Origin of the sequence: Promicromonospora sp. NPDC023805 (assembly GCF_040639635.1) — a bacterium.
GTDB lineage: Bacteria > Actinomycetota > Actinomycetes > Actinomycetales > Cellulomonadaceae > Promicromonospora.
In genome coordinates, this window is sequence record NZ_JBFAAH010000001.1 from 55,315 (window position 1) to 70,746 (window position 15,432).

At 71.9% G+C, this 15,432-nt stretch carries 10 protein-coding genes; 8 read left to right on the forward strand and 2 right to left on the reverse strand.

The features are described 5' to 3' along the window. Window positions 1–795: 795 nt before the first annotated feature. Both AB0F70_RS00330 and AB0F70_RS00335 read right to left on the reverse strand, forming a co-directional pair. On the reverse strand, window positions 796–1,488 hold the full coding sequence (locus tag AB0F70_RS00330; RefSeq protein WP_357442325.1) for a response regulator: 693 nt from the start codon (window positions 1,486–1,488) through the stop codon (window positions 796–798). After that, window positions 1,485–3,245 (reverse strand): ATP-binding protein, encoded by a 1,761-nt coding sequence (locus tag AB0F70_RS00335; RefSeq protein WP_357442327.1) that lies wholly within the window; start codon window positions 3,243–3,245, stop codon window positions 1,485–1,487. The genes AB0F70_RS00330 and AB0F70_RS00335 overlap by 4 nt, the downstream gene beginning before the upstream one ends. Before the next feature lie 109 nt (window positions 3,246–3,354). Here AB0F70_RS00335 and AB0F70_RS00340 point away from each other — a divergent pair, with 109 nt between their 5' ends. The 8 genes from AB0F70_RS00340 to AB0F70_RS00375 all read left to right on the forward strand — a co-directional run bounded on the left by AB0F70_RS00340 (window position 3,355) and on the right by AB0F70_RS00375 (window position 15,392). Further along, window positions 3,355–4,419: a tripartite tricarboxylate transporter substrate-binding protein gene (locus AB0F70_RS00340; RefSeq protein WP_357442329.1), complete on the forward strand. Its 1,065-nt coding sequence runs from the start codon at window positions 3,355–3,357 to the stop codon at window positions 4,417–4,419. Further along, a complete protein-coding gene (locus tag AB0F70_RS00345) occupies window positions 4,416–4,952 on the forward strand; it encodes a tripartite tricarboxylate transporter TctB family protein (protein WP_357442331.1) in 537 nt (178 codons plus the stop codon). Before AB0F70_RS00340 ends, AB0F70_RS00345 begins: the two co-directional genes overlap by 4 nt. Window positions 4,953–4,964: 12 nt before the next feature. Continuing rightward, window positions 4,965–6,554: a tripartite tricarboxylate transporter permease gene (locus tag AB0F70_RS00350; RefSeq protein ID WP_357442333.1), complete on the forward strand. Its 1,590-nt coding sequence runs from the start codon at window positions 4,965–4,967 to the stop codon at window positions 6,552–6,554. Continuing rightward, the gene (locus AB0F70_RS00355; protein ID WP_357442335.1) at window positions 6,551–7,036 is read left to right on the forward strand and encodes a universal stress protein; all 486 of its coding nucleotides are present in this window, start codon (window positions 6,551–6,553) and stop codon (window positions 7,034–7,036) included. Before AB0F70_RS00350 ends, AB0F70_RS00355 begins: the two co-directional genes overlap by 4 nt. 62 nt (window positions 7,037–7,098) lie before the next feature. Then, window positions 7,099–8,016 (forward strand): hypothetical protein, encoded by a 918-nt coding sequence (locus tag AB0F70_RS00360; protein WP_357442337.1) that lies wholly within the window; start codon window positions 7,099–7,101, stop codon window positions 8,014–8,016. A 199-nt stretch (window positions 8,017–8,215) separates the two neighbouring features. Then, window positions 8,216–10,834, forward strand: coding sequence for a glycoside hydrolase family 9 protein (locus tag AB0F70_RS00365; protein ID WP_357442338.1), 2,619 nt, complete (start codon window positions 8,216–8,218; stop codon window positions 10,832–10,834). A gap of 99 nt (window positions 10,835–10,933) precedes the next feature. Next, window positions 10,934–12,328 carry a hypothetical protein gene (locus AB0F70_RS00370; RefSeq protein WP_357442341.1) on the forward strand — a complete coding sequence of 465 codons (1,395 nt, stop codon included), beginning with the start codon at window positions 10,934–10,936 and terminating at the stop codon, window positions 12,326–12,328. A 163-nt stretch (window positions 12,329–12,491) separates the two neighbouring features. Continuing rightward, window positions 12,492–15,392 (forward strand): glycosyl hydrolase, encoded by a 2,901-nt coding sequence (locus AB0F70_RS00375; RefSeq protein WP_357442343.1) that lies wholly within the window; start codon window positions 12,492–12,494, stop codon window positions 15,390–15,392. The last annotated feature ends 40 nt before the right edge of the window (window positions 15,393–15,432 follow it).

Below are 15,432 nucleotides of genomic sequence, written 5' to 3' on the forward strand. Positions count from 1 at the left end.
CGATCCCAGACCGCTCGGTCGGAACGAACCGTCCAGACTCTGGTGACGTGGCAGCCCACAAGATGGTCACGGTGCTTCCTCCTCAACAATCGGGGCACCTCGCGAGTCCGGTCGAGAGGAGCACAGCCACACGGCGACCGGGAACGAAGAAAGCCGGAGAAGCAGTCGGCTCGGCGCACGACGATCATGCCATCAGCCTCCCAGGTCAGTGGCGAGTCGCCTCATGCGCAGCACGACGGCGGCTCCCTGATCTTCGAGAAGACGCATGAAGCGGATCTCTTCGACGTCCGCCTCTGCAAGTCGAACGAGTTCCGCTACGCCAGATCCGTCGTTCTCCAGCAGTCCCATCTCGCGTTAAAGCTGCACTTGCAAGCCGTCGAGTTCGCCCACCGATCCGTCGAACGACTTGATCAACACCCGCAGTCGTGCGACCCGCTCCTCGTTGTGCTTATTGAGCCTCATCGCGTAATCACAGTGATCACAGTGATCACAGTGATCACAGTGATCACAGTGATCACAGTGATCACGATGTCATTCTCTGTGACGACCTGCGCAGCACCACTTCCGTAGGAGAGTCCCGGCTGCCCCTTCGGCCCAGTGACTGACGTACGCAACACTCGTCTTGCGTCTAACCGTTCAGTTCGTACGCATCCTCGGGAATACCGAGCTCAATGAGCTGCTCAGGGTCTGCCTCCCGGCCGGTCTGCCTCGGGTCGGTCGTCCCTCCTCCACGGCAGGGTCCACCCCGTCGGCCGCGCCGCCGCTCTTGGCGAGTGCTCCTGCCGAGGAGGGCACTCAGCTGAGCCGGTAGCGCCGCTCGGGCCGCCCCGCGGTGCCGTAGTTGAGCCGCACCGCGGCGCGGCCCGCCGTCGCGAAGTGCTCCAGGTAGCGGCGCGCGCTCACCCGGCTGACGCCGACGGCGTCCGCGCACTCCGTGGCGCTGAGCTCGACGCCGTCCGCGAGCGCGGCCAGCACGGCGTCGGCCGTCTCCAGGCTGAGTCCCTTGGGCAGCGGGGCGCGTGCTCCGGCGCCCTGCGGTGACCGCGCGAAGACCGCGTCGATGTCGGCCTGGAGATCCTCCTGACCGACGTCGGCGTCGCCCAGACCGTCGAGGGCCTGCCGGGTACGGAGGAACTCCTCCAACCGGGCAGCCAGGTCCTCGGGTGCGAACGGCTTGACGAGGTAGTGCGCCGCCCCGCCCGCTGCGGCGGCACGGACGGTGTCGGCCTCCCGGGCCGCGGTGATGACGACGACGCCGATGTCGTGTCCGGCCGTCCGCAGCCGGCGCAGCACCTCGATGCCGCTCACGTCGGGCAGGTGCACGTCCAGCAGGACGAGGTCGGGCCGGAGCCGGTCGACGGCGGCGAGCGCGTCGGCGCCGGTGTGCACCTCGCCCACCACACGGAACCCCGGCACCCGCTCCACGAAGCGTCGGTGGATCGACGCGACCATGAAGTCGTCGTCCACCACGAGCACGTCCAGGCTCACTGCTGCCGACCTCCCTCGTCCGTCACGATGCCCTGCGGCAGCCGGGCGGTGAATATCGCACCGCCCAGCGCTTCATCATCTCGCACCGTGACGCCGCCCCCGCGGCGCTGCGTCAGTACGTGCACGAGGGCGAGCCCGACGCCGCGGCCCGCCGTCCCCGCGAGTTTGGTGCTCCAGCCGCGCCGGAAGATCGCGTCCACCTGCTCGGGCGCCACCCCGGGACCGCTGTCGGCGACTTCGATGACGACGTCCTCCTTCGGGCCGGAGACCGCGAGCCGTACGCGCACCCGCGCCGGGCGGGCAGTGTCGCCCACGCCGGGCCCTGCGGACGACCCTGCGGACGACCCTGCCGACGACCCTGCGGCCGACCCCGCTGACGAGGCCGCGGCGTCGACGGCATTGTCGACGAGGTTGCCGAGCACGGTGCCGGCGTCGGCGGACAGGTCCGGGTCGAGGCGCGGCAGCGCGCTGCCCTGGTCGACGACGAGCTCGACGTGGCGTTCGTCCGCGAGGGTCGCCTTGGCGATGAGCAGCGCCGCCACCGCCGGGTCGGCGACGCGCGCCGTAACGACGTCGCTGAGCTCCGCGCGCCGTCGCGTCAGCCGGTGGACGAAGCGGCCCACCTCGTCGTACTCCCCCAGCGCGATGAGCCCTGAGACGGTGTGCAGCTGGTTGCTGAACTCGTGCGTCTGCGCGCGCAGCGTCTCGGTGACGCTCGTGCGTGCGTGCAGCTCGCTCTGCAGCGCCAGCAGCTCGGTGCGGTCGCGCAGCGTGGTCACCGTGCCGGCCGGGTGACCCTCGTGCAGCACCCGGCGGCGGTTGAGCACCAGCACCATGTCTCCCCTGATGTCTCCCATGACGTCTCCCGCGACGAGGACGGCATCGTGCACCTCGTCCGTGCCGCGCAGCAGCTCGAGGACGGCGGGGTCGAGCCCCAGGTCCTCCAGTCGCCGGCCGGTGGGATCGGGGGCGTCGGTGGGCAGGCCCAGCAGGTCGCGGGCACTGTCGCTCACCAGGCTCACACGGCCGTCGTCGCCCACGACGACGACTCCCTCACGGATCGACCGCAGCACACCCTCGCGGTGGTCCGCGAGCGCCGCGATCTGTGCCGGCTCCAGGCCGCGCGTGCGGCGTTTGACGAGGCGGGCGAGCAGCCACGACCCAGCGGCCGCGAGCACGGTGCCGATGCCGAGCACCACGAGCACGTCGCCGCCGGCGCTCGAGATCCGCTCCGCCAGCGGCGGGTACGGGTCGGCCAGCACGACGACGGCCACGGGCCGCGGAGCGCTCGGCCCGGGCGCGGAGGCGCCGCCACCGTAGACGGGTACCCACGCCGCGATCGAACGGCCGGCGACGTCCGTCACGTCGCCGCTGCCCGCACGTGTGGCGGCGTCGTCGGGCAGGTCGAGGCGCTCCCCCGTCCGCGTCGGGTCGGTCGCTGCCAGGATGCGTCCGTCGAGGTCGGTGGCGTAGGCGTTGCGCGCGTCGACGTACGCCGCACGCGTCTGCAGGTAGAACGCGAGCGCCCGGGTGTCGGGCGCCTCCTCGGTGAGCGTCGCCTGCACGGCCGGGATGCCGGCCAGTCCCTCGGCAGCGACCTCGAGCCGGTCGGCGCGGTCGTCGCGGAACGCGGCGTCGGCCTGCCCCAGGAAGACGACGGCGGCCGCCGCCACGACCACGAGCAGCACGGCGAGCTGCAGCGCCAGCACCTGCCCGCCGAGCGTGAGGTGGCGGATGGGGTGACCGCTTGACCGCAAGTTTCTCAACCTCCTTTGGTTACCCAATGATGACGCGCCCGACGGGCGCCTGTGACGATGACTCCGGGGCAGAGCTGCCCCGCAGCACCTACCCAGTCTGGAGGAACCGATGTCGTCGACGACATCCGGCCCCCCGAGCCGCACGTCCGAGCCCACGGAACCCGGGCACCCCCGCAATGCCGGCTTTCGCCGTGGCATCCGTCTGACCCTCGCCGCCACGCTCGCCGCGACCCTGGTCGCCGTCGGCACCGGGTGCGGCGTGACGCGTGGCGACGACTCGGCGGACCTCGACATGTGGATACCGAACAGCCCGGGCGGTGGTTACGACCAGACCGGCCGTGCGGCCGTGGGCGTCCTCGACCGTGACGACATCACCGGCGGTGACATCCAGGTGACGAACATCCTGGGTGCGGGCGGCTCGGTAGCGATGTCGCGGCTCATGGGCGAGGCCGGCAACGAGCGGCTCATGATGACGCTGGGGCTCGGCGTGGTCGGGTCCACGTACTCGTTCGGCGTGGACGCCCGCCCGCACGACGCGACACCGCTCGCCCAGCTCATCGAGGAGCAGGAGGGCGTGCTCGTGCCTGCCGACTCCCCGTTCCGCACGATCGACGACCTCGTGGCGGCGTGGCAGAAGGACCCGGGATCGGTAGTGGTGGGCGGTGGCTCGTCCCCCGGCGGCCCCGACCACCTGTTCCCGATGCAGCTCGCCAAGGCCGTCAGCATCGACCCGAAGGACGTGCGGTTCGTGTCCTACGACGGCGGCGGCCCGCTGACCAGTGCGCTGCTGGGGCACAAGATCCAGGTGGGGTTCTCCGGCCTCGCCGAGTTCGAGGGGCAGATCGCGGCGGGCGAGCTGCGCGTGCTCGCCGTCTCCGGCGAGGAGCGTCTGACCGAGGAGGTCCTCGCCGATGTCCCGACCCTGACCGAGTCGGGCATCGACCTCGTCTTCACCAACTGGCGCGGTGTCGTCGCCCCACCCGGCATCAGCGAGGAGCGCCGCGACGAGCTCATCGCCTACCTCACCCGCATGCACGACTCGCCCGAGTGGGAGCAGGCCCTGGCCGACAACGGCTGGACCGACGCCTTCGTCACAGGCGACGACTTCGAGCAGTTCCTGCGCGAGCAGGACGAACGGGTGTCGACCACCCTGAAGGAGCTGAACCTGCTGTGAGCGCCGAGGTGGAGACCCCCGAAGCAGGGGCAACGGACCACGGCCCCGAGGGTTCGCGCGTCGACGCCGCCCAGTACGGGCTGGCCGCCGTGCTGCTCCTCGTCGGCGCGTACACCGTGTACGACGCGACGACCCTGGAGGTCGGTTTCGCCGACCCCGTGGGTCCGCGCATCTTCCCGCTCGTCATCGGCACGGGGCTCGTCGTCACGAGCGCGCTGCTGGCCGTGGCGACGGCGCGTGGCTCCCGCCCCGAGCCGGAGGCGGGCGAGGACGTCGACGTCACGACGCCCGCCGACTGGCCCACGGTGCTGAAGCTGGTGGGCGTCATCCTGCTGACCATCGCCACCGTCACCTGGCTGGGCTGGGCGCTCGCCGGCGCGATCCTCTTCGCCGGCGCGGCGTGGGCGCTCGGCAGCCGCACGCTGATCCGCGACGTGCTCGTGGGTCTCGTGCTCGCGGTGGCCAGCTGGTACGGCTTCGTCGTCGGGCTGGGCATCCCGCTCACCCCCGGCGTCCTCGACGGAATCCTGTGAGGCGGTGACCTGATGGAGAACCTCGGACTGCTCTGGGACGGCCTCGGCGCCGCCCTGACCCCCATGAACCTCCTGTACGCCGCGGTGGGCGTCCTGCTCGGCACGTTCGTCGGCGTGCTGCCCGGTATCGGGCCGGCGATGGCGATCGCGCTGCTGCTGCCCGTGACGTTCGGGCTCGAACCCACGCAGGCGTTCATCATGTTCGCCGGCCTGTACTACGGCGGCATGTACGGCGGGTCGACGACGTCGATCCTGCTCAACACACCCGGCGAGTCGGCCTCCGTGATGACGGCGCTCGAGGGCAACCTCATGGCCCGCGTCGGGCGGGGCGCGCAGGCGCTGGCCACCGCCGCCGTCGGATCGTTCGTCGCAGGCACGATCGGCACCCTCCTGGTGGCGTTGTTCGCGCCTGCACTGGCGGATGTCGCCGTCGAGATCGGCGCCCCGTCGTACTTCGCGCTGATGGTGCTCGCGCTGGTCATGACCGCGACCGTGCTCGGAGCGAGCCCGCTGCGCGGCCTGCTCGCCCTGTTCGTCGGATTGACGGTCGGCCTCGTCGGGCTGGACCTCAACACCGGGCAGCCGCGCCTGACGTTCGGCGTCGCCCAGCTCGTGGACCGCCTCGACATCGTGGTGGTGGCCGTGGGCATCTTCGCCCTCGGCGAGGCGCTGTGGGTCGCGGCGCACCTGCGCCGCAAGCCCGTGCGGGTCGTGCCGGTCGGGCAACCGTGGCTCGGCCGCGAGGACCTGCGGCGTTCGTGGCGGCCGTGGCTCCGCGGCACCGTGTACGGATTCCCGTTCGGCGCGCTGCCGGCCGGCGGCGCCGAGCTGCCGACGTTCCTGTCGTACATCACCGAGCGGAAGCTGGCGAAGCGCTCGAGCGCGAAGGGCCGCGGCAAGGACGAGTTCGGCAAGGGCGCCATCGAGGGCGTCGCAGGCCCGGAGGCGGCGAACAACGCGTCGGCGGCCGGGATGCTCGTGCCGATGCTCGCGCTCGGCCTGCCCGTGACGGCGACGGCCTCGGTGATGCTGTCCGCACTGCAGGGCTACGGCATCCAGCCCGGTCCGCAGCTCATGACCGAGCACGCCGACATGGTGTGGACCCTGCTGGCGAGCCTGCTGGTCGCCAACCTCCTGCTGCTCGTGCTCAACCTCCCGCTGGCGCCGCTGTGGGCCCGGCTGCTGCGTATCCCGCGTCCCCAGCTGTACGCCGGGATCCTCTTCTTCGCCTGCCTCGGCGCCTACGCCACGAACCTCGACCCGTTCGACATCGGCCTGCTCCTCGTGTTCGGCCTGCTCGGCCTCGCGATGCGGCGGTTCGGGCTGCCGGTGCTGCCGCTCATCCTCGGCGTCATCCTGGGCCCGCTCATGGAGACCAAGCTGCGCGAGGCACTCACCATCTCCGGCGGCGAACCCGCCATCCTGTGGAGCGAGCCGTTGGCGATCGCCATCTACGTGGTGCTCCTCCTGGTGCTGGTGACCCGTCCGCTGCTGTCGCGGTGGCGGTCGCGGACGGAGTCGCGGCTGGAGGCCGAGGCCAAGGTCGCGGACGTGGCACGGGACGACGGCGCCGCCGTCGGGACGGAAGGAGATCAGCGGTGACGAAGGAGACGCAGGACCAGGGCACGGGGCCGGACCGGGACACGGGGCCTGACGACGGCACGGGGCGGGGCGCGGCCGACAGCTGGGTGGTCGTGGCCTGGACCCCCGACGATTTCGGCGCCGCCGCGCTGGAGCACGGCATCGCCTGGGCCCGCGAGGGCGGGCGGGGCGTCGCGGTGGTCAACGGCACCCGCGGGGACGCCCTCGTGGACGACCGCTTCGCGGCGCCCACCGGCCTCGCCGACCTCGCGGAGCGGCTCCGGGGTACCGGCCTGCCGCACATCGTGCGGCAGGAGATGGGGCGGGACGTCGCGGACCAGGTGCTCGACGTCGCCGACGAGCTGTCCGCGCGGCTCGTCGTCGTCGGGCTGCGGCACCGCAGCCCGGTGGGCAAGCTGCTCATGGGCTCCGTAGCGCAACGGATCCTGCTGACCGCCGAGTGCCCCGTGCTCGCCGTCAAGCCTGGGTCGCGGCCGGACTGAGCCGGTCGCGGCAAGGGTCGCGGCGGCGTCCACGCCAAGCGCATCGTGCCAGGATGTCCGCCGTGACCAGCACACAGGAACAGGAAGCCCCGCCCGCATCTCGGTCCCGGTCGTCGTGGGCCGTCGCGGCTGTCCTCGTCGGGGCCGGTGCCGCCCTGGTGGGACTGCTCCCCTGGCTGCTGACCGGGATGCGGCTGCCGCTGCAGAACCTGTGGGCCTCGCCCACCCTGCCCGAGGACATGCCCGTCGCGCTGCTGCCGTTCAACCAGTACATGGTCCTGTCCCTGATCGGCATGCTCGTCGTGCCCGGTGTGATCGCCGGCCTCGCCGCACGCTGGTGGCCCTGGCCGAACCCGCGCCGCACCGCCACCCTCGCGACGGCTGGTCTCGCCGCGGTGCAGGTCGTCGCGACCGTCCAGACCCTGCTCACCGTCGTCCCCGGGCTGCGCGCCGGTACCGCCTCCCAGATCTACGTCGCCGCCATCACCGCGGCCGTCGTCGTCTCGCTCGGGGTCTGCGTGGCCGTCTGCGGCATGCTCGCCCGCGGTTCCGTCCCCACGGTCGTGCTTGCCGCCTGCGTGGGCTCGATCGCCGTAGGCCACTGGCTGACGGCGTTCTTCGCCGTCGGGAACACCCCGACATTTCTCGCCCTGCTGATCCACCACGGCGGTCAGTACGCTCCTGCCGTACTGACCGGACTCGCGCTCGCCTGGTGCGGGTGGAAGCCCGCACGCCGCCTGCTCGTCTGGATCGCAGCGCTACTCCTCCTCTGGGTCGGAACCGCCGTCCTGGACACGATCCTCGCCGTGGTCTCCTACCGGGCCGACCTCGGCAACATCCAGGCCATGACCGACATCGCCCGGTTCTCTCTCACACTCGGCCTGACCACCGCATGGGTCGACGCCGCAGTCGCCGCGGCCATCGGGATGGCCGGCGTGGCCACCCGGCTCACGGGAGCGCGGCTCCGAAGGAATTCATAGGGCAACCGGGCAACCGGTCGTCGTCCAGCAGACAGCTCAGGATCCAGCATGGACGTCGCCGCACAGCGTGTGAATCGTTTAGGTCGTTGACGGAGAAATCCGCCCCTCGCGACGATGTCCAGGCGCGTCGCACCGGGGCGACGGCGTGCCACGGCCTGACGTCGTCTCCCCGACCGTCTCCAGCGCTGAAGAGGTCCTCATGGCACACCCGTCCGGCACTCCCGACGCGCCGGCCCGGCGCAGGCGCGCCACCGCGCTCGCCTCGGGCACGGCGCTCTCGCTCGCCGCCACCCTGCTCGTCGCGGCGCCCGCCACGGGCGCGCCGGACGCCGACCCTGCCTTCAACGCCGACCCTGCCTTCAACTACGCCGAAGCCCTGCAGAAGTCGATGTTCTTCTACCAGGCACAGCAGTCCGGCGACCTGCCGAACGACTACCCGGTGAGCTGGCGCGGCGACTCCGCACTGCAGGACGGCGCCGACGTCGGCAAGGACCTCACCGGCGGCTGGTACGACGCCGGCGACCACGTGAAGTTCGGCTTCCCGATGGCGTTCAGCACGACGATGCTCGCGTGGGGCGCGATCGAGTCGCCCGAGGGATACACGCGGGCCGGCCAGCTCGACGAGCTCAAGGACAACCTGCGCTCGGTCAACGACTACCTCGTCAAGGCCCACACCGCGCCGAACGAGCTGTACGTGCAGGTGGGCGACGGCGAGGACGACCACAAGTGGTGGGGCCCGGCCGAGGTCATGACCATGGACCGCCCGGCGCACAAGATCACCGCGTCCTGCCCCGGTTCCGACGTCGCCGCCGAGACGGCCGCCGCGATGGCGTCCTCGGCGATCGTCCTCCAGGACGACCCCGGGTACGCGAGCGAGCTCATCGCGCACGCCAAGCAGCTCTACTCGTTCGCGGACACCTACCGCGGCAGCTACTCGGACTGCGTCACCGCTGTCGCCCCCTACTACAGGTCGTGGTCCGGCTACCAGGACGAGCTCGTCTGGGGCGCCTACTGGCTCTACAAGGCCACCGGGGACGCGACGTACCTGGCCAAGGCCGAGACCGAGTACGACAAGCTGGGCACCGAGAACCAGTCCAGCACCCGCAAGTACAAGTGGACGATCGCCTGGGACGACAAGGCGTTCGGTGCGTACGCGCTCCTGGCGATGGAGACCGGCAAGCAGAAGTACGTCGACGACACCAACCGCTGGCTCGACTACTGGACGGTCGGCGTGAACGGGCAGAGGGTGCCCTACTCCCCCGGCGGTCAGGCGGTGCTCGACTCGTGGGGCTCGCTGCGGTACGCGGCCAACACGTCGTTCGTCGCGCTGGTCTATTCGGACTGGCTCACCGACGCGACGCTCAAGGCGCGCTACCACGACTTCGGCGTCCGCCAGATCGACTACGCGCTCGGCGACAACCCGCGCGACTCGTCGTACGTGGTGGGCTTCGGCACCAACCCGCCGACCAAGCCGCACCACCGCACCGCGCACGGGTCCTGGCTGGACAGCATCACCGACCCGGTCGACACCCGGCACGTCCTCTACGGGGCGCTCGTCGGCGGACCGCCGTCGGCCAACGACGCCTACACCGACTCACGGCAGGACTACACGGCCAACGAGGTCGCGACCGACTACAACGCGGGCTTCTCCGGCGCCCTCGCGCGGCTGGCCAAGGAGTACGGCGGCACGCCCCTGGCGAGCTTCCCGCAGGCGGAGACCCCCGACCAGGACGAGGTCTTCGTCGAGGCGCAGCTCAACCAGCCGCCGAGCGGTACGTTCGTCGAGATCAAGGCCCTGATCCGCAACCGGTCGGCCTTCCCTGCCCGCTCGCTCGAGAACGCGAGGCTGCGGTACTGGTTCAACCTCGACGCCGGCGACTCCGCGGCCAACCTCACCCTGTCGTCGAACTACAGCGAGTGCGGCCCGCAGACCGCCAGGCCCGTGCAGGCGTCCGGCAGCCTCTACTACGCAGAGCTCAGCTGCGCGGGACAGGACATCCACCCCGGCGGGCAGTCGCAGCACCGCCGCGAGCTCCAGTTCCGGGTCAGCGGCGGCACCGGCTGGAGCAACGCGAACGACCCGTCGTTCGCCGGCCTCACCACCACCGCGCTGGTGAAGACGAAGGCGATCACGCTGTACGACGGCGGCAGGCTGGTCTGGGGCACCGAGCCCACCGGCGGCACGCCCACCGACACCACCGCGCCGGGCACCCCTGCCCGGCCGACGGCGACCGCCGTCACCTCCTCCGGCGCCCGGCTCACCTGGCCGGCGGTGACGGACGACGGCGACCCGCCCAGCGGCGTCGCCGGCTACGACGTCTACCGGCTGCAGGGCAGCACCGAGGTGCTCGCCGGTTCGTCCGCCACTACCGCCTACACGGTGAGCGGCCTGACCGCCGGCACGTCCTACTCGTTCGTGGTGCGCGCCCGGGACAACGCGGGCAACCCGTCCGGCGCGAGCCCAGCCGTGACCTTCACGACGACGGCCGGCCCGGCCGGCGGGTGCCGGGTCAGCTACTCGGCGAGCACCTGGAGCAACGGTTTCACCGGCTCGGTACGGGTCACGAACGACACCACGGCACCACTCACCTGGACGCTCGGGTTCGCCTTCCCGTCCGGCCAGCGGGTGACCCAGGGGTGGGGGGCCGCCTGGACGCAGTCCGGCACGGCCGTCACCGCGACGGGGTCGCCATGGAACGCCACGCTCGCGCCAGGGGCCAGCACCGACCTGGGGTTCAACGGCTCGCACACCGGCGTCAACACGAACCCGACCGAGTTCACGGTGAACGGCGTGGCCTGCGATCAAACGGTCCCATAGGCGAGGTGATTCGCCACCGACTGAATGTGGGGGCCCGCACGGCACACATGACGAGTGTGAGTGCCGCCCCGGCCCCCACGTTCAGCACGGAGGACCACGATGGACACCAACAAGAACGGCGACCCCGGCGCGCAAGGCCAGGACGAGCCGGGCCAGGACGCCGCATTCGAGCTGGGCGCAGCCAGCCACGACGACGCCGGCACGCCGGTGCCCGGCGACGAGCTCGCCGCGCGGCCTGCCCGGCGTCGGACCAGATGGCTCGGTGCGGCCGCCGCGGTGGCCCTCGTCGCCGTCGGGGGCGGCGGGTACCTGGCGGGCGCCACTGGGGCCGCGGGGGCCGGTGGCCCCGGCGGCGCGGGCGAGGGCGCTGCCGAGGCGCCGATCACGCTGGAGGCCCCGGTCGGTGCGGCGGACTCGCGCGGCACCGGGCCGGCGCAGGGACCGATGGCGGCAACGGACACGGGTATGGCGGCCGAGAGTGCCGACCAGAAGTTGTCGTACCCGTACGGCTTCGGGGGCCGCACGGTGTTCCACGCGGGTGCGGACCTGTCGACGTCGGGCTCCGAGGCCGAGGCGTTCGGCCTCGACCCCGCCGGAGTCCTGTCGGCCGAGACGGCACGCCGTGTGGGCGACACGTTGGGCGTCTCCGGGAAGCCGCGCCAGGAGGACGGTTCCTGGGTGGTCGGCCCGGCCGACGGCAGCGGCCCGACGGTCCACGTCTACGCGGACGGCTCGGGGAGCTTCGACTTCTACGACCCGGCGCGCGACCCGTGGTCCTGCCCGCTCCCGAGCGAGACCGAGCGGGGTAAGGCCGAGCCGGGTACGACGGGCGAGGGCGGCACCGACAGCGCGGAGATCCTCCCAGCCCCGGACTGCCCGACCGTCACACCCGACCCGGCCCCGGCCACGGGTGACGCCGTCGCGGCGCTGCGGGACGTGATGGACCGTCTCGGCGTCGACCCCGAGGGCTTCGAGCTGGAGGCGGGCGAGACGTACGAAGACGACCCGTGGCGCTACGTCACGGCGTGGCAGGTCATCGAGGGGCAGCGCACGGGGCTGTCGTGGAGCGCGTCGGTGTCGACGTCCGGCATCGCCAACCTGAACGGCTTTCTCGCGGAGACGATCTCGCTCGGCCAGTATCCGGTGGTGAGCGAGGCCGAGGCCGTGGAGCGCCTGGGTGACCCGCGGTTCGGCGCCTCGGGCGGCCTGATCGCGCAGACGGCGGACGCCCGCGCCGCACAGGAGGGTGACACGGCCAGCAGCGACATGATGCCCGCCCCCGACCCGTCGGTGCCCCCCGCCCCGACCCCGGGCGCCCAGATCGCCTGGCCGGTGACTGACGTGACGATCACGTCGGGCCGTCTCGGTGTGGCGCAGCAGTACATGCCGGACGGCGCGGTGCTGCTGCTCCCGGCCTACGAGCTCAAGGACGCCGACGGCGGCGTCTGGTCGGTCCTCGCGGTCGGCGAGGACGTCCTCGACCTCACACCCTGATCGGAGCGCCGCGGGCGAGCTCATTCCGAAACGATCAGTTAAACGATTCGGACCTGCGTCAACCACTGACCTGAGTGAGCCCGCGGCGCTACCTTGGGCCGGTCCAATCCCAGCTGCGGCCGGCGCCGACGCGCCTGTCCGCGAGGTGACCGGAGGTTCAGCGTTGAGCCCTTCTACCCAAGCACGCAGGCTGCTCGCGGGGATGATCGCCCTCGCCGTGACCGGCCTCGGCGTGCCGCTCGCGACCACCGCCGCGGCCGAGCCCGTGCCGATCACCGACCCGGTCGTCGACCTGGTCGACGCCGAGGCGACCGCCGAGACCCGAAGCCTCTTCGCATACCTGCGCGACGTGCGCGGCCAGGGCATCCTGTTCGGCCACCAGCACACGACCGACGTCGGCGAGACCTTCACCACGCGTGACGGCGTCTCGTCGGACGTGCTGGCCGCGACAGGTGACCACCCCGCCGTCTTCGGCTTCGACACCCTCAGCATCGAGGGGAACATCCCGCCCGGCGTCTACGGCGGGCCTCGCGAGGAGAACGCCCGGCTCCTGGCACAAGGCATCCGGGAGGCGCACGATCTCGGCGGCATCAGCACCCTGTCGATGCACATGGAGAACGTGGTCACGGGCGGCGACTTCTACGACACCTCGGGCGACGCGCTGCGGGCCGTCCTCCCCGGCGGCACCCACAACGCCGAGCTCCGCGCGTACCTCGACCTCGTAGCTCTGGCGGCTGACAACGCGCGCGACGCCGACGGCAACCGCATCCCGATCGTGTTCCGGCCCTGGCACGAGAACACCGGCTCGTGGTTCTGGTGGGGCGCCGCCTTCGGCACGCCCGGCGAGTTCAAGGAGCTCTTCCGGTTCACCGTGGAATACCTGCGCGACGTCAAGAACGTCGACAACCTGCTCTACTCCTGGTCGCCCAACGGCACCTTCGGCGGCGACGCCGAGACGTACCTGCGTACCTACCCGGGGGACGGCTTCGTCGACGTGCTCGGCTACGACTACTACGACGACTCGGGCGCGTCGCCGGCCCGCCTCGCCACCGTCGTTGCGGACCTCGGCATGATCGCCGACCTCGCCGACGAGCGCGGCAAGGTGAGCACCTTCACCGAGACCGGCCCGACGGGTGGCATGAAGCCCGACGGCGAGAACCTCAACACCTCCTGGTTCACCGACCTGCTGGCGGCGATCGAGGCCGACCCGCGGGCCTCCCGGAATGCGTGGCTGCTCACGTGGGCCAACTTCGGCGGGTCGAACGCGCCGTGGACGCCGACCGAGGGCGAGATGCTGCCCGACTTCCAGGCGTTCCACGCCGACCCGTACACATACTTCGCGGACGAGGTGGAGGGTGCCTTCGACGCCGTCACCGAGCCCGTGGCCGCGGCTCCGGTGGCGCACCTCGCGTCGCCGTCGGACGGCTCACGCGTCACGTCCGGGCCGACGACGCTGCGCGCCACGATCTCCGGCGTCGACGTCGAGCGCGCCTCCGTGACCGTGGGCGGCGCCGTGGGCGAGGTAGTGCTCACCCCGCCCGCCGCGGGCGAGCTGTGGTGGACCGGCGAGTGGGCGATCCCCGCCGCCGAGCTCGGCAACTCGACCCGCGCCCTCACCCTCCGCGTCGTCACAGCGGAGGGCGAGGTGACGGTGCCGTCTGCGGTGGTGCTCGGCCCCGAGCCCGTCTTCGCGCCCGGCGTGATGGACGACTTCGAGGGCTACGGCGACGACACCGCGCTGCGCGCCGAGTACGTGCAGTACAACGCCAACACCATCACGCTCGAGCGGGCGGCCGCGGGCGGCTCCGTCGGGTCGGGCGACAACGCGATGCGCCTCGCCTACGACTTCGCGAACCAGTCGTACACCGGCGTGGGTCGCCAGGTAGGCGCCGACTGGTCGGGCAACTGGGACTTCTCGCTGTGGGTGGACCCGGACGCGTCGGGCAACAAGCTCGTGCTCCAGCTCGTCGCGGGCGGCGTCTCGTACGAGGCGTACCCCTCGCTCGCGGGCGACGCCCCGTACGTGGCGACCATCCCGTTCGCGGACTGGCGCCCGGCGCCCTGGGACACCGGCAACGCCGACCGTCGGATCACGCAGGAGGACCTCGAGAACGTCAGCCAGTTCAACGTGTACGTCAACGCCGCCGACGGCGGTGCGTCCTCCGGCGCGATCGTCGTCGACGACCTGAAGGCCGTGCTCGGCACCCCGCCGCCGCCCGTCTTCCGCGACACGCCGCGCACGATGGCCGAGTACGAGGCGATCGAGTGGCTCGCCGAGGAGGGTCTTGCCGAGGCCGTGCGCTGGGGCGACAGCGGCGGCCGCTTCTACCCGACGCGCGCCGTCAAGGCGGGCGAGCTCGCTGCCCTCCTGCGGGCGTACGACCCGGAGGGCGACGTCGCCACCCCGGCCGCGCCGCGCGCCGGGGCCACCAAGCTGGCCGTCGCCGAGGCGTTCTGGCACCTCTACGGCTCGCCCGCCGCTGACGTCGCCACGGTGTACGGCGACGTCCCGGCCGCCTCCGCCGAAGCCGCCGCGTGGGCGGTGGAGACCGGGGCGGTGCCGGCGGCGTCGTCGACGTCGTTCGGGGCAGGCCACACCGTGAAGCGGGCCGCGCTCACCGCGATGCTGTTCCGGTTCGACGCGCTGCCGTCGCCGCTCCAGCCGGTCGTGATCGCCGACTTCGAAGAAGGGGACCAGGGCTGGGCCGTGCCCAGCTGGTCGAACGGGACGGCAACCGCGTCCGGCGGCATCCTGACCGTCGAGGCCGGGGCCGACGGCGCCTGGTTGTCCGGGCCCGGCGGGATCGACCTCACCGGCCGCACCGAGCTCCGGCTCGATGTGGCGGGGACCACCGGCTTCGACACCAAGGTGGCGCTCCAGCTCGGTCCCGACTGGACCTGGTGCGAGACGGGCCAGGCCGGCTGGGTGCAGGAGCCCGGTGAGGTGGTGGTCGACCTGACCACGCTGACGGAGGAGTGCCAGGCCCTCGTCGGCACGGTCCAGGGCGTCAACGTGTTCCTGAACGGGGGAACGCACCGGCTGGACGCGATCAGCGTGCACTGAGCTCCGCTCTCGATGGAACGAAAAACGCCCCTCACCTGCG

What these genes read in the sequence shown, in the direction of transcription:
- AB0F70_RS00340 (WP_357442329.1), top strand. Translation starts at nt 3,355, where the DNA reads ATGTCGTCGACGACATCCGGCCCCCCGAGCCGCACGTCCGAGCCCACG.
- AB0F70_RS00350 (WP_357442333.1), top strand. Translation starts at nt 4,965, where the DNA reads ATGGAGAACCTCGGACTGCTCTGGGACGGCCTCGGCGCCGCCCTGACC.
- AB0F70_RS00365 (WP_357442338.1), top strand. Translation starts at nt 8,216, where the DNA reads ATGGCACACCCGTCCGGCACTCCCGACGCGCCGGCCCGGCGCAGGCGC.
- AB0F70_RS00370 (WP_357442341.1), top strand. Translation starts at nt 10,934, where the DNA reads ATGGACACCAACAAGAACGGCGACCCCGGCGCGCAAGGCCAGGACGAG.